Annotated in this window: 14 protein-coding genes and 2 pseudogenes; 11 read left to right on the top strand and 5 right to left on the bottom strand. The window is 61.9% G+C overall.

The annotated features are described in order from the left end of the window. Window positions 1-52: 52 nt before the first annotated feature. On the bottom strand, window positions 53-514 hold the full coding sequence (gene rpiB / locus AB4O25_RS03305; RefSeq protein WP_460150472.1) for a ribose 5-phosphate isomerase B: 462 nt from the start codon (window positions 512-514) through the stop codon (window positions 53-55). Window positions 515-797: 283 nt separating this feature from the next. Here rpiB and AB4O25_RS03300 point away from each other — a divergent pair, with 283 nt between their 5' ends. The 7 genes and pseudogenes from AB4O25_RS03300 to dhaL all read left to right on the top strand — a co-directional run bounded on the left by AB4O25_RS03300 (window position 798) and on the right by dhaL (window position 8,095). Further along, a complete protein-coding gene (locus tag AB4O25_RS03300; protein ID WP_017528000.1) occupies window positions 798-2,285 on the top strand; it encodes a sugar ABC transporter ATP-binding protein in 1,488 nt (495 codons plus the stop codon). Further along, window positions 2,282-3,270 (top strand): annotated as a pseudogene (locus AB4O25_RS03295) (ABC transporter permease). Before AB4O25_RS03300 ends, AB4O25_RS03295 begins: the two are co-directional and overlap by 4 nt. A 37-nt stretch (window positions 3,271-3,307) precedes the next feature. Further along, on the top strand, window positions 3,308-4,315 hold the full coding sequence (locus AB4O25_RS03290) for a substrate-binding domain-containing protein (RefSeq protein ID WP_017528002.1): 1,008 nt from the start codon (window positions 3,308-3,310) through the stop codon (window positions 4,313-4,315). Window positions 4,316-4,405: 90 nt separating this feature from the next. After that, complete coding sequence (locus AB4O25_RS03285; RefSeq protein ID WP_017528003.1) at window positions 4,406-5,161, top strand: SDR family oxidoreductase; 756 nt, start codon at window positions 4,406-4,408, stop codon at window positions 5,159-5,161. A 24-nt stretch (window positions 5,162-5,185) separates the two neighbouring features. Further along, window positions 5,186-6,301, top strand: a complete 1,116-nt coding sequence (locus tag AB4O25_RS03280) for an MDR/zinc-dependent alcohol dehydrogenase-like family protein (protein WP_065878341.1) — start codon at window positions 5,186-5,188, stop codon at window positions 6,299-6,301. A 144-nt stretch (window positions 6,302-6,445) separates the two neighbouring features. Next, window positions 6,446-7,447, top strand: coding sequence for a dihydroxyacetone kinase subunit DhaK (locus tag AB4O25_RS03275; protein ID WP_068934757.1), 1,002 nt, complete (start codon window positions 6,446-6,448; stop codon window positions 7,445-7,447). 3 nt (window positions 7,448-7,450) lie between these two features. Next, on the top strand, window positions 7,451-8,095 hold the full coding sequence (gene dhaL, locus AB4O25_RS03270; RefSeq protein WP_116079584.1) for a dihydroxyacetone kinase subunit DhaL: 645 nt from the start codon (window positions 7,451-7,453) through the stop codon (window positions 8,093-8,095). Between the two features lie 51 nt (window positions 8,096-8,146). On the opposite strand, the pseudogene sohB reads toward dhaL, so the two are convergent. Then, window positions 8,147-9,171 (bottom strand): annotated as a pseudogene (gene sohB / locus AB4O25_RS03265) (protease SohB). Between the two features lie 195 nt (window positions 9,172-9,366). On the opposite strand from sohB, the gene AB4O25_RS03260 reads away from it, so the two are divergent. Beyond that, window positions 9,367-10,077 (top strand): histidine phosphatase family protein, encoded by a 711-nt coding sequence (locus AB4O25_RS03260; RefSeq protein ID WP_368949855.1) that lies wholly within the window; start codon window positions 9,367-9,369, stop codon window positions 10,075-10,077. Between the two features lie 56 nt (window positions 10,078-10,133). After that, window positions 10,134-10,448: an SCP2 sterol-binding domain-containing protein gene (locus tag AB4O25_RS03255; RefSeq protein ID WP_005788868.1), complete on the top strand. Its 315-nt coding sequence runs from the start codon at window positions 10,134-10,136 to the stop codon at window positions 10,446-10,448. Window positions 10,449-10,564: 116 nt separating this feature from the next. Here AB4O25_RS03255 and AB4O25_RS03250 read toward each other — a convergent pair whose 3' ends face one another. After that, entirely contained in the window at window positions 10,565-11,974 is a 1,410-nt protein-coding gene (locus tag AB4O25_RS03250; protein ID WP_135196532.1) for an OprD family outer membrane porin, read from the bottom strand. Between the two features lie 289 nt (window positions 11,975-12,263). Here AB4O25_RS03250 and hglS point away from each other — a divergent pair, with 289 nt between their 5' ends. Beyond that, a complete protein-coding gene (hglS, locus tag AB4O25_RS03245; RefSeq protein WP_017528010.1) occupies window positions 12,264-13,640 on the top strand; it encodes a 2-oxoadipate dioxygenase/decarboxylase HglS in 1,377 nt (458 codons plus the stop codon). Between the two features lie 126 nt (window positions 13,641-13,766). On the opposite strand, the gene AB4O25_RS03240 is transcribed toward hglS, so the two are convergent. Next, entirely contained in the window at window positions 13,767-13,991 is a 225-nt protein-coding gene (locus AB4O25_RS03240; RefSeq protein ID WP_017528011.1) for a DUF465 domain-containing protein, read from the bottom strand. Window positions 13,992-14,165: 174 nt separating this feature from the next. Between AB4O25_RS03240 and tkt the strand changes: the two genes are divergently transcribed. Then, window positions 14,166-16,220 carry a transketolase gene (gene tkt / locus AB4O25_RS03235; protein ID WP_223497137.1) on the top strand — a complete coding sequence of 685 codons (2,055 nt, stop codon included), beginning with the start codon at window positions 14,166-14,168 and terminating at the stop codon, window positions 16,218-16,220. 110 nt (window positions 16,221-16,330) lie between these two features. On the opposite strand, the gene uvrA is transcribed toward tkt, so the two are convergent. Beyond that, window positions 16,331-18,850, bottom strand: coding sequence for an excinuclease ABC subunit UvrA (gene uvrA / locus AB4O25_RS03230; protein ID WP_065878326.1), 2,520 nt, complete (start codon window positions 18,848-18,850; stop codon window positions 16,331-16,333). Between the last annotated feature and the right edge of the window lies 1 nt (window position 18,851).

Below are 18,851 nucleotides of genomic sequence, written 5' to 3'. Positions count from 1 at the left end.
TCCGTTTCGGCGTCAAAGGCGCATTCTCCCGACTCTTGCCCTGTTACGTCCACTACTGATGCCCATCACGCTCGATCGCATTGATGCGCTCAACCTTGGCCCCGGAACGCGCCGCTTCGAACTCAGACTCCAGGAACGATTTGACGATGCTCTTGGCCAGCTCGGCGCCGATCACCCGCGCGCCGATGGACAGAATCTGCGCATCGTTACTCTTGCGCGCACGCTCGGCCGAGTAGGTGTCGTGAGCCTGGGCCGCGCGAATGCCCAACACCTTGTTGGCTGAAATAGCCATGCCGATACCGGTGCCGCACACCAGTACGCCGAGCCGCTGCTGCCCGTTATTGATCGCATTGGCCACCGCCAGCGCAATGTCCGGGTACAACACCGGCACCGTGGAATGGGTGCCGAAGTCGGTCACCGGATAGCCCAGTGCCTCGATGTGGCGCTTCAACAGCTCCTTGAGCTCAAAACCCGCTTCATCGCATCCGATAGCCACCGCAAAAGGTGTGTTCATGGCGTCTGGCTCCACTGCCGTGATCGTGCCCAAGACTGATCATATGATCAGCCACTGAAATTTCGCTCAGTCATTTCTCAGGCATCTTACAGCCACTGTCAAGCATGTTTTCACTGGCTCGGCGGTCAAATCCGTCTAAAGGGGCCTTATTGACCCAATTCATCAGAATTGTAGCTTTTACATGAAAGGGATTGACTGATCAGAATTTCATTTGATACACATATGATCACAGCGAAACATGACTGTGCGACCTAATAAGAATTCACAGCACGAGGACACGCCGATGGCCACGCCATTACTGCTCCAGGCTGAACATGTCGCCAAGGCTTACGCCGGCATCCCTGCCCTGCGTGACGGGCGCCTCTCTCTGCGGGCCGGCAGCGTCCACGCCCTGTGCGGCGGCAACGGTGCAGGTAAATCGACTTTCCTGAGCATCCTCATGGGGATCACCCAGCGTGATGCCGGGACCCTCCTGCTCAACGGCGCACCGGTGCAGTTCAACCGCCCCAGTGAAGCTCTCGCGGCGGGGATCGCGATGATCACCCAGGAGCTGGAACCCATCCCCTCTATGACCGTCGCCGAAAATATCTGGCTGGGCCGCGAACCGCGTCGCGCCGGCTGCATCGTCGACAACAAGACGCTCAACCGCCGCACCCGCGAGCTGCTCGAAAGCCTGGAGTTCGACGTCGACGCCACCAGCCCCATGCATCGCCTGAGCGTGGCGCAGATCCAACTGGTGGAAATCGCCAAGGCGTTCAGCCATGACTGCCAGGTGATGATCATGGACGAGCCGACGTCGGCCATCGGCGAGCGTGAGACCGAGACCCTGTTCAAAGCGATCCGCCGCCTCACCGCGCGAGGCGCAGGCATCGTGTATGTATCGCACCGCTTGAGCGAGCTGGCGCAGATCGCCGATGACTACAGCATCTTCCGCGATGGCACATTCGTGGAAAGCGGGCGCATGGCCGATATCGACCGCGACCACCTGGTGCGCGGCATCGTCGGCCAGGAACTGACGCGCATCGACCACAAGGTCGGCCGCGAATGCGCCGCCAACACCTGCCTGCAAGTCGACCACCTGAGCCGCACCGGCGAATTCCATGACATCAGCCTGCACCTGCGCCAGGGCGAGATTCTCGGCATCTATGGCCTGATGGGCTCGGGCCGCAGCGAGTTCCTCAACTGTATCTATGGCCTGACGGTGGCGGACTCCGGCAGCGTCACCCTGCAAGGCAAGCCGATGCCGGCGGGCCTGCCCAAGGCGACTATCAACGCCGGCATGTCGCTGGTCACCGAAGACCGCAAAGACAGCGGCCTGGTGCTGACCGGCAGCATTCTGTCGAACATCGCGCTGTCGGCCTACAAGCGCCTGTCGAGTTGGTCGCTGATCAATGCCCGCAAGGAAAACCAACTCGCCCAGGACATGGTCAAGCGCCTGCAGATCAAGACCAGCTCCCTGGAACTGCCGGTGGCTTCCATGAGCGGCGGCAACCAGCAGAAAGTGGTGCTTGCCAAATGCCTGTCCACCGAACCGGTGTGCCTGCTGTGCGACGAGCCGACCCGCGGCATCGATGAAGGCGCCAAGCAGGAGATCTACCACCTGCTGGACCAGTTCGTACGTGCCGGCGGCGCGGCCATCGTGGTGTCGTCGGAAGCCCCGGAACTGCTGCACCTGAGCGATCGCATCGCCGTATTCAAGGGCGGCCGGCTGGTGACCATCAGCACCGACACTGCCCTTTCCCAGGAAGCCTTGTTGAGTCTTGCCTCATGAACGCCAAAACACTCTCCGCCCCCGCCACCGTGCCTGTCACCACCGCGCCGCGCAGTCGCCTGCGCCTGTCCCTGGACCGCTTCGGCCTGCCGCTGGTGTTTATCCTGCTGTGCGTGGTGATGGCGTTCTGCAGCGAATACTTCATGACCTGGCGCAACTGGATGGACATCCTGCGCCAGACCTCCATCAACGGCATTCTCGCCGTGGGCATGACCTACGTGATCCTGACCAAGGGCATCGACCTGTCGGTGGGCTCGATCCTGGCCTTTGCCGGATTGTGCAGCGCCATGGTTGCCACCCAGGGCTACGGCTTGCTGGCCGCCGTCAGCGCCGGGATGTTCGCCGGGGCGATGCTTGGGGTGGTCAACGGTTTCATGGTCGCCAACCTGTCGATCCCGCCGTTCGTGGCCACCCTCGGCATGCTCAGCATTGCGCGCGGCATGACCTTTATTCTCAACGACGGCAGCCCGATCACCGACCTGCCCGACGCCTACCTGGCGCTGGGTATCGGCAAGGTTGGCCCGATTGGGGTGCCGATCATGATCTTCGCGGTGGTCGCGCTGATTTTCTGGATGGTGCTGCGCTACACCACCTACGGCCGCTATGTGTATGCGGTGGGCGGCAACGAAAAAGCGCGCGCACCTCGGGTATCGGCGTGCGCAAGGTGATGTTTTCGGTGTACGTGGTCTCGGGCCTGCTCGCCGGGCTGGCCGGCGTGGTGCTGTCGGCGCGCACCACATCCGCCCTGCCCCAGGCCGGGGTGTCTTATGAGCTGGACGCGATTGCCGCGGTGGTAATCGGCGGCACCAGCCTGTCGGGCGGTACCGGCAGCATTGTCGGCACGTTGTTTGGCGCGCTGTTGATCGGCGTGATCAATAACGGGCTGAACCTGCTCGGCGTTTCCTCCTATTACCAGCAGGTCGCCAAGGGCCTGATCATCGTGTTCGCAGTACTGATCGACGTATGGCGCAAGAAAAAACGCTAGAGAACGACCCACTACAACAATAACTGGAGTTCCGCTCATGAAACTGGGTACCACCTTTGCCGCCGCGGCGGCTCTCTCCCTGCTCGCCAGCAGTATCGCCCTGGCCGCCGACGGCAAGACCTACAAGGTCGGCGCGGCCGTCTACGGCCTCAAGGGCCAGTTCATGCAGAACTGGGTACGCGAGTTGAAGGAACATCCGGCGGTCAAGGACGGCACCGTGCAGTTGACCGTGTTCGACGGCAACTACGACGCCCTGACCCAAAACAACCAGATCGAAAACATGGTGACCCAACGCTTCGACGCCATTCTGTTCGTGCCGATCGATACCAAGGCCGGTATCGGTACCGTCAAGGCAGCCATGAGCAATGACGTGGTAGTCGTGGCCTCGAATGCCAAAGTTGCCGATGCCAGCGTGCCGTATGTGGGCAATGACGACGTGGAAGGCGGACGCCTGCAGGCCCAGGCCATGGCCGACAAGCTCAAGGGCAAAGGCAATGTGGTGATCATCCAGGGCCCGATTGGCCAGTCGGCGCAGATCGACCGGGAAAAAGGCGAGCTGGAAGTGCTGGGCAAATACCCCGACATCAAGATTATCGAGAAAAAGACCGCCAACTGGGACCGCGCCCAGGCCTTGGCGCTCACCGAGGACTGGCTGAACGCGCACCCCAAGGGCATCAATGGCGTGATCGCACAGAACGACGACATGGCCCTCGGTGCCGTGCAGGCCCTGAAGTCCCATGGACTGACCGCCAAAGACGTGCCCGTGACGTCGATCGACGGCATGCCGGACGCGATCCAGGCGGCAAAAAAAGATGAAGTCACCACCTTCCTCCAGGATGCCCAGGCCCAATCCCAAGGCGCGCTGGACGTGGCATTGCGCGCATTGGCCGGTAAAGACTACAAGCCCCGGTCGGTGATCTGGGAGCGGTATGGCAAGGATGTGAAATGGGCCGATGGCACCGCCAAGAACTACATCCTGCCGTGGGTGCCGGTGACCAATGCCAATGCGGATGCGCTGTACAAACAAGTCAGCGGCGGCAAGTAGTTATTGACTTGAAATACAGCCAAGTGTGGGAGGGGGGCTTGCTCCCTCCCACACTTTGATCTCCCCTCTGCTTAAAAATGGAGTCTGTTCATGTCTGGTTTCTGGAACCAAGCCTTCGACCTCACCGGCCGCTGCGCGGTGATCACCGGAGGCGCCGCCGGCATCGGGCTGGCTTGCGCCCACCTACTGGCGGAGCGCGGCGCGCGCGTGGCCTTGCTGGACCGCGACCCGACGGTGGTGGACGTGGCCGCCAAGCTGGGTGCCGGGCACCTGGGCATCGCCGTCGACCTCGCCCAGGTCGGCCAGATACAGCACACCATCGACAGCGTATTCGAACAGTTCCAACGCCTGGATTACCTGATCAACAGCGCCGGCGTGGTACTGCTGGACAAGGCTCTGCAGGTCAGCGAAAGCGCCTGGGACACCACCCTGGATATCAACCTCAAGGCCAGCTTTTTCGTGGCGCAAGCCTGTGCCCGGCACATGCTCGCCCAAGGCAGCGGACGCATCGTCAACCTCGCCTCCCAGGCCGCCGTGATCGGCCTGGACCGGCACGTCGCCTACTGCGCGAGCAAAGCGGCCATCGTCGGCATGACCAAGGTATTGGCCATGGAATGGGCGCCCCGGATTACCGTCAACGCCATCTCGCCCACCATTGTCGAGACCGCCCTGGGCAAAAAAGCCTGGGCCGGCGACGTGGGTGAGCGGGCCAAATTGCAGATCCCGGCGGGCCGTTTTGCCCAACCCGAAGAAATCGCCGGGCTGGCGTTGTACCTGCTCAGCGACGCGGCCCAGATGGTCACCGGCGCCAACATGGTGATCGACGGCGGCTACAGCATTCAGTAATTGATTTTTTCGTGAGGTCCTGTCATGTCCACCGCTACCGAACGCACACCAGAACAGCTGTCCCCGGCTATCCCGAAAACCATGCAGGCCGTGGTCTGCCACGGCCCGGAAGACTACCGCCTGGAAACCGTCGACGTCCCCACCCCCGGCCCCGATGAAATCCTCACCAAGGTCGAGCTGTGCGGCATTTGCATGGGTGATATCAAGACCTATCGCGGCGCCCCGTCGTTCTGGGGTGACGCCGAGCAACCCCGCTACGTGAAGCCACCGATGATCCCTGGGCATGAGTTCGTGTGCCGCGTGGTCGCACTGGGCCCTGGCGCGGAAAAGCGCGGCGTGGCCGTCGGTGACCGGGTGATTTCCGAGCAGATCGTGCCGTGCTGGGGCTGTCGCTTCTGTAACCACGGCCAGTACTGGATGTGCCAGAAGCATGACCTCTATGGTTTTCAGAACAATGTGCAGGGCGCCATGGCCCAGTACATGATCTTCACCAAGGAAGGCATTATTCACAAAGTGCCGGAGTCCATTGCGCCTGACGAGGCGATCCTGATCGAACCGCTGGCCTGCTCGCTGCACGCGGCGGAACGCGCGAATGTCGACCATGACGATATCGTGGTGGTCGCAGGCGCCGGCACACTGGGCCTGGGCATCATCGGCGCCGTGCGTTTGCGCAATCCGAAAAAACTCATCGTGCTGGACATGAAACCCGAACGCGCCGCCCTCGCCCTGCGCATGGGCGCGGACGAGGTGTGGAACCCCGCCGAAGTGGACGTACTGGCGAAAATCCGCGAGATCACCGACGGCTACGGTTGCGACATCTATATCGAAGCCACCGGGCACCATAAAGCGGTGAACCAGGGGCTGGCGATGCTGCGCAAGTTGGGGCGGTTTGTCGAATTCAGCGTGTTCAACGACGAGGCCACGGTGGACTGGTCGATCATTGGCGACCGCAAGGAACTGGATATCCTGGGCTCGCACCTGGGGCCGTACATGTACCCGAGGGCCATCGACTTTATCGGCAACCGCAAGATCGACATGCGCGATGTGGTGACCCACAAGTTTGCGCTGGCGGACTTCAAGGAAGCGTTTGCAGTGATGGAGCGTGGCGATAAATCACTCAAGGTTGTACTGCAGCCTTAAGCCCACCACCTATCCAAAGGTCTGAGGGGGCTTGCTCCCGATTGCGATTTAACAGTGATAGATAAGCTGACTGACACACCGCTATCGGGAGCGCCCTCCCACCCTGGATAGTGGTGAACCAATAAAAAAACAGGAGCCCGCGTTATGAATCGAGTCATCAACGATCCGGACCAAGTGGTCGAGGACATGCTGCGCGGCATCCTGGTCGCGCATCCCGAACTGCGCCAATACGAGGCCAACCCGCGCGTCATCGTCAAGGCCAGGCCATCGGGCCAGGGCCGCGTGGGCATCGTCACCGGCGGCGGTTCGGGCCATGAGCCTGCGTTTCTCGGCTATGTCGGCCCGGGCCTGGTCGACGCGGTGGCGGTGGGCGAGATTTTCTCCTCGCCCACCGCCAAAAGCTTCTTCGACGCCTTCCGGGCCGCCGACCAGGGTGCCGGCGTAGCCTGCCTGTACGGCAACTATGCCGGCGACAATATGAACGTAAAGCTGGCCATGAAGATGGCCGCCAGCAAAGACATGCGCATCCGCACAGTGGTCGCCAACGACGACGTGGCCTCGGCGCCCAAGGCCGAGATTGCCAAGCGCCGTGGCGTGGCCGGCGAAATTTTCATGTGGAAGGTCGGCGGCGCCGCTGCCGCCCAGCATTACGATCTGGATGGCGTGATTCGTGTTGCCCAGAAAACCGTCGATCACTGTCGCTCGATCGGCATCGGTCTCACCCCCTGCACCATTGCGGCCGTGGGCAAACCGAACTTCCAGATCCCCGCTGGCCAGATGGAGCTGGGCATCGGTCATCATGGCGAACCGGGCATTCAAGTCATCCCTGTCGAACCGGCCGCCGCGATGGCCGAACGCATGCTCGCGCCGATCCTTGAAGACCGCGATTTCAGCCAGGACGACAGTGTGGTGGTGCTGGTTTCGGGGCTCGGCGCCACGCCGGTGATGGAGTTGTACATTTTCTACGCTGAGGTCGAAAAACAGCTCAAGGCCAAGGGGCTGAAGATCCATCGCTGCTACGTCGGCAACTACTTCACTTCCCTTGAAATGATGGGCGTGACCCTGACCCTGCTCGGCCTCGATGCCGAACTCAAAACCCTCATCGACCAACCCTGCCGCTCCATCGGCATGACCCAGGCGGACTGAACCATGAGCCAGCATTTTTCCACCCACGAGGGCAGCGCCATCGTCGCCGACCTGGTCAGCGTGATCACGGCCAACCGTGAGTACCTCAGCGAGGTCGACGGTGCCATTGGCGACGGCGACCACGGCATCAATATGGCCAAGGGTTTCGCCCATTGCGGGCGCACGATCGAAGGCCGGCAGCTGACCCTCGCCGAAGCACTGGATGAACTGACCCTGAGCCTGATGGAAGGCATCGGCGGCTCTATGGGCCCGTTGTATGGCAGCCTGTTCATCGGCATGGCCGATGAAGTGCGGGGCAGCGAAGACATCGATGCCGCCACCTTCGCTGACCTGCTGCGCGGCGGGCTGACATCGCTTCAAGACATTACCGAGGCCGGTGTAGGCGACAAGTGCCTGATGGACACCTTGATCCCGGCAGTGGAAGCCTTTGAACAGGCACATGCCTCGGGGGTGACCTTCAACGGCGCGCTGGACGCGATGAAAGCCGCCGCGTCCCAGGGCCGCGATTCGACCAAGGACCTGGTAGCGAAGATCGGCCGCGCCAGTCGCCTGGGCGAACGTTCACTGGGCGTGCTGGATGCCGGAGCGGTGTCGTGCTGCCTGATCCTTACGCGGTTGGCGGACTCTATCCAGCCCCGCTTGACCTGACAGGGCCGCAAGCCCGCTCCCACAAGGGATTACCTGGATTTCAGTTTTGGGTTACCAGAAGCGCTGCTGGGTCAAGCGGCTCCACCAGGTCAGCAGCACGCGGTCCACCGAACCGCTGGCCGCCAGGCCCACGCGCTCCTGCAGGCTTTTACGCTCGGCATAGTGCAGGTGGAACACCTCGGCGGTCTTGGCCTTGGTGGCCAGGTATTCGTCGCTGGTCTGCAGTTCGTCGACCAGTTGTTTGTCGAGCGCCGCAACACCCAGCCACACTTCCCCGGTCGCGACCTCATCAATCGCCAATTGGGGGCGATAGCGCGACACGAAGTTCTTGAACAACTGATGGGTGATGTCCAGGTCTTCCTGGAACTTCTCGCGGCCTTTTTCGGTGTTTTCGCCGAATACCGTGAGGGTGCGCTTGTATTCACCGGCGGTCAGCACTTCAAAGTCGATGTCGTGCTTTTTCAGCAGGCGGTTCACATTGGGCAACTGCGCCACTACGCCGATGGAGCCGAGGATGGCGAACGGTGCGCTGATGATCTTCTCGCCGATGCACGCCATCATGTAGCCGCCGCTGGCCGCTACCTTGTCGATGCACACGGTCAACGGCACGCCCGCCTGGCGGATACGCGCCAGTTGCGAGGACGCCAGGCCGTAGCTGTGGACCATGCCGCCGCCGCTTTCAAGGCGCAGCACCACTTCATCCTTGGGCGTGGCCAGGCTCAGCAGCGCGGTGATCTCGTGGCGCAGGCTTTCGGTGGCCGAGGCCTTGATGTCGCCGTCAAAATCCAGCACGAACACCCGTGGCTTGGCCTCGGGTTTATGCTTGCTGTTCTTCTTTCGGTTTTGCTTTCGGACTTGCGCAAGGCCTTGAGTTGGTCCTTGTCGAGCAGGGTCGATTCCAGGCGTTCACGCAGGCCTTTGTAGAAATCATTGAGCTTGCTGACCTGCAATTGGCCGGCGGATTTGCGACGACCTTTGCTGCGCAATGCCGCGAAGCTGATCAGTACCACCAGAATAGCGACCACCAGGGTGACGGTCTTCGCCAGAAAGCTCGCGTATTCGGCCAGGAAATCCATGTTGCTCCTTACAAGTGCAGTGCGCCAGGCGCGGATTGTCCCAGCATACCGGCGGCCAGGCGTTCGGGCCAGTGATCAAACCGCCAGCAACCCAGCACTCCAACAGCGTTTTAAAACAAGCGTATGTTTTTTCATTGACAGCTCCCTGGCATCCTCATAACCTCGCCAGACTTTCAACGTACCGGGAAAACGGACGTGGGCAGCATCTATCTGATTCGACATGGCCAGGCCTCCTTCGGTGCAGACGATTACGACGTGCTGTCGCCCCTCGGCGTGGAACAAGCCCAAGTCCTCGGTCGCCACCTGGCCGACATGGGCCTGGTATTCGACCGCTGCATAGCCGGCGACCTGCGCCGCCAACAGCACACCGCCAGCGCTACGTTCGATCAATACAGCGCCCGGGGCCTGCCGGTCCCGCCGCTGGAAACCGACGTCGCCTTCAATGAATTCGACGGTGAGGCCATTATTCGCGGGTTGCTCCCTGACCTGCTCGGCGTCGAACCCAACGCGATGCACATCCTGCGTAACGGCGCGCAAAACCGCAGCGAATTCCAGCGCATCTTCGCCCTGATCATCGAGCGCTGGCTGGCCGGCACCTATGATCCGCCAGGGCTGGAAAGCTGGCAGGGGTTCGTCGAGCGCGTTCAAGGCGGCCTGCAACGTATTCTCGAGGCAGCGGACAATTCGCACAAAGTCGCCGTGTTCACCTCGGGCGGCACCATCACCGCCCTGCTCCACCTGATTACCCGAATGCCTGCCGCCCAGGCCTTCGAGCTGAACTGGCAAATTGTTAACACCTCGCTCAACCAGCTGAAATTCCGCGGTCGCGAGGTGGCACTGGCTTCCTTCAACAGCCATACCCACTTGCAACTGTTGAAGGCGCCGCAGCTCATCACCTTCCGGTGAATTGCGGCCAACCGTGACCCCAGGGTCACTGGACTCTACCCCAAAGGATCGAAACCATGACTGACGTAGCTAAAGCCGTAGAAGCAATGAAAGCCAAATTCAACCCAAGCGCTGCCGAAGGCCTGGACCTGGTATTCGGTTTCCGCATTGACGACACCAAGAATTTTTCCCTGGTTGTCAAAGACAAGACCTGCGAGCTGCAAGAAGGCGAAAACCCGGACGCCCAAGTGACCCTGGTCATGGACAGCGAAACCCTGGAAGGCATCGTCGACGGTTCCACCGACGGCATGCAGGCCTTCATGGGCGGCAAGCTGCGCACCGAAGGCGACATGATGCTGGCGATGAAGCTGAGCGAGTTGTTCCCTTCCTGATTCTCGGGCAACCCTGAATCTCTGTGGGAGCGGGCTTGTGCCCGCTCCCACATTTTTTTGCGTCGCTGGTAGCTCACCGTCAACGCCGGGTACCTACACAGTGGGGCGCAGCCCGGTTAGAAGATCGCGTAGGTGTAGTTGAAGATCAGACGGGTCTGGTCCTGGTCGGCGGTGCCGGTGTTTTTGCCGTGATAGGTACCGGTACGCAAGGTAGTACCGAAGCCTTTCAGCGGACCTGCCTGCACCACGTAGTCCAAGCGGAAGTCGGCTTCGTTTTCTTTCTGGTCGGGGCCACCGGCGACATTGGACTTGATGTCCTTGCCGTCCAGATACGCCACGGACGCCTTCAGGCCCGGTACGTAGGCCTTGAAGTCATAGGCATACTGGCCGAAGTTGACCTGCTCGCCTGCCCGGGAGAACTGGCCGACCACCGCATCGGTAAACAGGTAGAAGTCGCTGCCGCCGGCGCCTTGCGCGTGCGGGTCGGCCAGGCTGCCCTGGTTGACCCAGACGAAGCCACCGTCATCCCCCACGCCAATGTGGCCGAGCATCAGGCTGCTGCCACCCAACTGATAAGTGAAGGCCGCGCTGTAGGTTTTGTTGTCCACTTCGCCAGCATGCTTGGCATAGCCGCCGTTATTGTTGAACGCATAGCCGCTCGAACCATTCTTGCCGTCGCTGGTGCTGTCGAAGTAACGCAGGTCGGTCTTGAACGATTGGTCATTGCCCAACGGCAGCACGTGCACCAGGCCTACATAGTTCTGTTTGTAGAAGTCCTGCAGCTGCGCGTAGTAGTACTGCAGCGTCAGGTTTTTTGCCAGGCTGTTGTCGGATGAACCGAAGGGTTTGTAGTCCACGCCACCGAATTTGAAGCTGTCGCTATCGCGCTGGCCACCGGCAACGCTCAACCCCGTGGAGTTACTGGAAGCACGGCCTTCGACGCGGTTCAGCTCACCGCCGGTGAAGGTCACGTTGGGGATGTCGTTCGAAGTCAGAACGCCGCCGTCAAAGGTCTGCGGCGCCACACGGCTGTCGTTGGCGACCAGGATGGGCAACACCGGTGCCAGGCCACCACCGACGTGCAATTCGGTCTGGGAAATCCTGAACTTCACATTACCCGCAGCGCGACCAAAGGAGTCGGCAGGTTCGGTACCGTTGTTCCTGGTTGGAAAGAAGCTGTTGCCGTTGCCCGCCAGGCCGGGGCCGGCGGCGTGACCGTCGCCGCCATCGAGGCGCAAGGCACCGAACGCCATCACGTCGAAACCGACGCCGAGCGTGCCTTGGGTAAAGCCGGATTTGTAGTCAAAACGCAGCGCGGTTGCGGCTTCGCGCAGGTCGTTGTTGGTACCCGAGCGGTTGTCTGCGCTGTAGTACATGGTTCGTGAGCTGATGGACGCATGACTGTCCTCCACAAAACCGCTGTGACCGTTGCCCGTGCCCAGCGCGCCGAGCCCGAAATCATCCGCGCAAGCCTGCTGTGCCAGCACGGCGGCGGTGATGGATAACGCCAGTGTAGATAGCTTCATTAACGACGGCCCCTGAATATTTTTTTATGTAAAAGGTGTGCGAAACGGCGTTTTCATCCCTACAAACGTGACGATTGTTTCATGGGGGCCGGGGCGGACTCCGTGAAGAATAAGTTAGGAAAACCGCTCGAAAATGAAGTTTTGCCAGGCGCGGTTTTTGACATATTTGTGTCATCTCATTCATTTGCAGAATGAAGTCCAGAGGAATCTTCGTTTGCAAGCGCACCCTGGGCCCAACAAAATCCAGAAAACGGTCACACCTATCACGTCCGTCATCAGGAATTTTTCTATGCCAAGTACCGCACATGTGAGCCCCGACGAGATCCGCAAGGGCTTTTCCAAGGCCATGTCCGATATGTACCGAGATGAAGTTCCCCTGTATGGCGCGCTGATGGATCTGGTGGCCGAGGTCAACACTCGCGTGCTCCAGAGCGAACCGGGTGTGGCGCAACAACTGCAACGCACCGGCGAGATCCAGCGCCTGGACAGGGAGCGCCACGGTGCCATCCGCCTGGGCACTGCAGCGGAACTGGCGACCATCGGCCGCCTGTTCGCAGTGATGGGCATGCAGCCGGTGGGCTATTACGACCTCACGCCGGCGGGCGTGCCGGTGCATTCCACAGCGTTTCGCGCGGTCCATGAGCATGCGCTGCAAACCAGCCCGTTTCGTGTGTTCACCTCGTTGCTGCGCCTGGAGCTGATCGAAAATCGCGAGTTGCGCGCTTTCGCCGAAACCGCCCTGGCCAAACGGTCGATCTTCAGCCCAGGCGCCCTGGCGCTGATTGGGCAGGCGGAAACAGACGGCGGCCTCGATGCCGAGGACGCCGCGCACTTTATCCGCGAGGCCCTGGAAACCTTCCGCTGGCACCACGCCGCCACCGTCACCGCCGCGCAATACCAGCAACTGAGCGACCAGCACCGCCTGATCGCCGACGTCGTCGCGTTCAAGGGCCCGCACATCAACCATCTGACTCCGCGCACCCTGGACATCGACCAGGTGCAGGCCGCCATGCCCGGCAAAGGCATCACGCCCAAGGCCGTGATCGAAGGCCCGCCGCGCCGCCAGTGCCCGATCCTGCTGCGCCAGACCAGCTTCAAAGCCCTTGACGAAGCCATCGCCTTCACCGACGCCCAAGGCAGCCACAGCGCACGTTTCGGCGAAATCGAACAACGCGGCGTCGCGCTGACGCCCAAGGGCCGCGCCCTCTACGACCAACTGCTGAACGCCGCCCGCGACGAACTGGGCGCATTCCCCAACGAGGCTAACGCCGCACGCTACACACAATTGATGGAGCAGCACTTCCAGGCCTTCCCCGACAACCACGCACACATGCGCGAACAGGGCCTGGCGTACTTCCGCTACTTCGCCACGCCAAAAGGCCTCGCGGCACGCGGCCACGCCGACCAACCACGCACGCTGGAGGCTCTGGTCGCCGCCGGCCACGTCGATGTAGAGCCGTTGGTGTATGAGGACTTTCTACCGGTGAGCGCGGCGGGGATCTTCCAGTCGAACCTGGGGGATGGCGCGCAAAGCCACTACGCGGCCCATTCGAACCAGGCGGCGTTCGAACAGGCGCTGGGGCGCAACACAATTGATGAACTGAAGTTGTATGCGCAAACGCAGCAACGCTCGGTGGATGCGTGCCTGGACGCACTGCTGGCCTAAACCCGATGCCCGCGCCGCTCCAATGGCAAAGGCGTGTGGGTGGCGAGGGCGTGTCAGTTGATGCATCGGTGCCTGACACACTGCTATCGGGAGCAAGCCCCCTCGCCACGGTCGTTGCGGGACTGCTTAACCCAATCGCCCCACAATTTCATCTTTGATCAGAAGCCGCTTTTTCTTCAGTTTCTCAACATCTTCATCGCTGGCACTGGCTGATTCCGCCTTGAGCACCTCCCCGTCGGCAGCGTCATATTGCGTGAGCAGCGAGTCCAGGCGTTTATCGTTCGCCCTGCGTTCGTGAACGACTTCCTTGCTCAACCCCAAATCCTGATACAGGTCGTGTTTCACTGGCATGGCGTACCTCCGCATGTTGATCAATGGTCTACGCCCTTGAAGCTAGCCCATTCCTGGCGGTCTTGTCATGTTTGCGCTCAATACGCCCCGTTCGTCGCGGTAACGGCGATGGGACAAAACCTTTGCGACGCCCTGCCCTCAACAATAGATCGTCCTTCGAGGGAGACCGGTTTCATGACTCACGCGGCTACCACTGTCGACACTCAATGCATCAACACCCTGCGCACTCTGGCCATGGACGCCGTGCAGAAGGCCAATTCCGGCCACCCCGGCACGCCCATGGGCCTGGCGCCGGTGGGGTATACGCTGTGGAGCCGGTTCCTGCGGTATCACCCGGCGCATCCCGACTGGCCCAACCGCGACCGTTTTGTGTTGTCGGTGGGGCATGCGTCGATGCTGCTGTATTCGCTGTTGCATCTTGCCGGTGTGGTGGAGATCGATGCCCAGGGCCAACGCACCGGGCAACCGGCGATCAGCCTGGACGATATCAAGCAGTTTCGCCAAGCCGACTCAAAAACCCCAGGGCATCCGGAATACCGCATGACCACCGGCGTCGAGACCACTACCGGGCCGTTGGGCCAAGGCTGCGCCAACAGCGTGGGCATGGCCATGGCCGAGCGTTGGCTGGCCGAGCGCTTCAACCGCGACGGCCAGGTGTTGTTTGACTACAACGTCTACACCCTGTGCGGCGACGGCGACATGATGGAAGGCATCAGCAGCGAAGCGGCATCGATGGCCGGGCATTTGAAGCTGGATAACCTGTGCTGGATCTACGACAACAACACCATCAGCATCGAAGGCCACACCGAGTTGGCGTTCAGCGAGGACGTGATCAAGCGCTTCCAGGCGTATGGCTGGCACACCTTGCACGTCGCCGACGCCAATGACTTGCAGGCATTGAGCGAAGCCCTGGAGACCTTCCAGGCCAACACCGGCGCACCGACGCTGATCGTGGTCGACAGCGTGATCGGCTACGGCTCGCCCCACAAGCACAACACCGCTGCCGCCCATGGCGAACCGCTGGGCGATGAAGAAATTCGCCTGACCAAGGCGGCGTATGGCTGGCCGCAGGATTCGAGCTTCCTGGTGCCCGATGAGGCACGCACGGTATTACGCGACGCGCTGCAGGCGCGCGCCGAGCCGCTGTACCAGCAATGGAACCGGACCCTGGCCGCTCTTGACCCGCAGTTAGCCGACGAACTGCGGCGCATGCGCGCCGGCGAAATGCCCGCGCAGTGGCAGGCAGATCTGCCGGGTTATGCGGCGGATGCCAAAGGCGTCGCCAGTCGTGCGGCAGGCGGTGAGGTGTTGAATGCCTTCGCCCGGCAAATCCCCTGGCTGATCGGTGGCTCGGCTGATTTGTCGCCGTCGACCAAGACCCACCTCACCTTCGACGGCGCCGGGCGTTTCAGCGCCGACGACTACCGCGGGCGTAACCTGCATTTCGGCATTCGCGAACACGCCATGGGCGCGATTGCCAATGGCATGGCGCTGTCCTACCTGCGCCCGTACACCTCGACGTTCCTGGTATTCAGCGACTATATGAAACCGCCGATCCGCCTGGCGGCGATCATGGAGTTGCCGGTGGTGTTTGTGTTCACCCACGACTCCATCGGCGTGGGCGAGGACGGGCCGACCCACCAGCCCATCGAACACCTGACGCAATTGCGCGCCACGCCGGGGCTGCTGACCCTGCGCCCTGGCGATGCAAATGAAACCCTGGAGCTGTGGAGAGTCGCCCTGGCGCAAACCCATCGGCCGAGCTGCGTGGTGCTGTCACGCCAACCGCTGCCGACCCTGGACCGCACGAAGTATGCGGCAGCGACTGGCGCAGCCAAGGGCGCTTATGTGTTGGCCGGGGCGAACAAGCCCGAAGTGGTCCTGATCGGTACCGGCAGCGAAGTCAGCCTGGCCGTGGCGGCCTATGAACAGCTCACCAACGAAGGGGTCGCCGCGCAACTGGTGTCGATGCCCAGCTGGGAATTGTTCGAAGAACAGGACCAGGCTTACCGCGACAGCGTGTTGCCACCGGCGATAAAGGCACGGGTAGTGGTCGAACAGGCAGGGCCGTTGGGATGGGACCGTTATGTCGGACAAACCGGCGCCAAGGTGGTGATGAACAGCTTTGGCGCGTCGGCGCCGCTGGCCAAGCTGCAGGAGAAATTCGGCTTTACGGTGGAGCATGTGGTGAAACAAGCCAAAGCGCAGATACAACTGAATCAACACTAAACCACATGTGGGAGGGGGCTTGCCCGATAGCGGTGAATCAGTCATGTAAATTTCTTCTGACCCACCGCTATCGGGAGCAAGCCCCTCCCACATTTGAAGCTTTTTTGCGCTTAGGTGAGTGCCCGTGCCAGGAATGGCGCGGTGCGACTCTTTTTGCTCCTGGCGACTTTCTGTGGCGTGCCACTGGCAACCACCTTGCCCCCCAGATCCCCTGCTCCCGGCCCGATATCGATCACCCAGTCACTCTGCGCGACCACGCGCATTTCATGCTCGACCACCACCACCGTGTGCCCCGCATCCACCAGATGGTTGAGCTGGCTGAGCAGGCGATCCACATCCCGTGGATGAAGCCCCGTGGTCGGCTCATCCAGCACATACAAGGTCGCGCCCCGGGCGTTGCGTTGCAGTTCGGTGGCCAACTTGATGCGTTGCGCCTCGCCGCCGGACAGTTCGGTAGCCGGTTGGCCAAGCCGCAGATAACCCAGGCCGATATCGCGCAATACCTGCAACGAACGCAACACACCCGGCTGCTCGGCAAACACCTCGACGGCCTGCTCAACGGTCAGGCCCAGCACCTGGGCGATGCTCAAGCCCTGCCATTTGATCGCCAGTGTCTCGGGGTTGTAGCGCGCCCCATGGCAGGTCGGGCACGGCGCGTACACGCTGGGCATGAACAACAACTCGACGCTGACAAACCCTTCGCCCTCACAGTTGGGGCAACGGCCCTTGGCGACGTTGAAAGAGAACTGGCCGGCATCGTATTGGTGCTTCTTCGCGGCGGGCGTGGCGGCGAACAGTTTGCGCACGTTATCGAACAGCCCGGTGTAGGTCGCAAGGTTCGAGCGCGGCGTGCGGCCAATGGGTTTCTGGTCTACCTGCACCAGGCGGCGGATATGTTCCAGCCCGCTGCTGATGCGGCCACCGAGGGGTTGCGGCGCGTCATCTTCCAGGCTCTGTTCTTCGTCATTGTCGACCACGCGCCCAAGGCCTGCGCCCACCAGTTCCAGCAGGGCCTGGCTGACCAGACTGGACTTGCCCGAGCCGGAAATGCCGGTCACTGCGGTGAAGCAACCCAGCGGGAATTCCACGCTCAGATCATGGAGGTTGTTACGCGTCACACCCGCCAGTTTCAACAGGTGACGGGGTTCACGGCGCGCCTGATTCGACGGGCGCGGTTCGGCAAACAGATAGTCACGGGTCTGCGATGCCTGCACATCCACCAAGCCGGCGGGCGGGCCGCTGTACAGCACTTGCCCGCCATGCTCGCCGGCGGCCGGGCCGACATCGATCAGCCAGTCGGCGCGGCGCATGGTTTCCAGGTCGTGCTCCACCACAAACAGCGAGTTGCCGGCGGCTTTCAAACGCTCAAGCGCGGTGAACAGCGCCTCGCCATCCGCCGGGTGCAGCCCTGCCGACGGTTCATCCAGCACATAGATCACGCCAAACAATTGCGAGCCCAATTGCGTGGCCAGGCGCAGGCGTTGCAACTCGCCGGACGACAACGTCGGCGTGCTGCGTTCCAGGCTCAGATACCCCAAGCCCAGCTCGGTCAAGGTGCTGACGCGCTCCAGCAAATCCTGGGCGATACGCTGCGCGGCCAGGCGCTTTTCCACGGACAGTTTCATCGTGTCCTGCCCCGCCGCCACCGGCCGCAGCAACTCGGCCAACTGCGCCAGCGACAGCTGCGACAACTCGCCAATGTCCACCCCGGCGAACTTCACCGAGAGTGCCGCCCGGGTCAGGCGCTTGCCCTCGCACAACGGGCAGGCGCTGCCCTGCATGAACTGCGCGACGCGCTTTTTCATCAGCGCGCTCTGGGTATGGGTGAACGTGTGCAGGATATAGCGCCGCGCGCCGCTGAAGGTGCCCTGGTAGCTCGGCTCCAGCTTGCGCTTGAGCGCGTCGCGGGTTTGCTGCGGGGTGAAGCCGGCATACACCGGTACCGTGGGGGTTTCTTCGGTGAAGAGGATCCAGTCGCGGTGTTTTTTCGGCAGGTCACGCCAAGGGGTATCCACGTCGTAACCCAGGGTTACGAGTATGTCGCGCAGGTTCTGGCCCTGCCACGCCAGGGGCCAGGAAGCTACCGCGCGCTGGCGGATGGTCAGCGATGGATCCGGCACCATCAGCGCTTCGGTCACTTCATACACGCGGCCCAAGCCATGGCATTGCGGGCACGCGCCCTGAGGCAGGTTCGGCGAAAAGTCCTCGGCATAGAGCATCGCCTGCCCTGGCGGGTAACTGCCGGCGCGGGAGTACAGCATGCGGATCAGGCTGGACAAGGTGGTGACGCTGCCCACCGAGCTGCGCGCGCTTGGCGTACCGCGCTGTTGTTGCAGGGCCACGGCGGGCGGCAGGCCCTCGATGCTGTCCACGTCGGGCACGCCCACCTGGTCGATCAGGCGCCGCGCATAGGGCGCCACCGACTCGAAATAGCGCCGCTGAGCCTCGGCATACACCGTGGAAAACGCCAGGGACGATTTGCCCGAGCCCGACACGCCGGTGAACACCACCAAGGCGTCCCGGGGAATGTCCACATCGACATTGCGCAGGTTGTGTTCGCGGGCACCCCGCACCCGCACGAAGCCTGGGCGTTGGGCGGTGATCGAAGGGATGTTGCGCGGTGAAGTCATG

It is taken from the genome of Pseudomonas sp. S3_A03, assembly GCF_054668275.1.
Note: the sequence above shows the minus strand (reverse complement) of the source record. Positions and strands in the feature narration are given on the sequence as shown.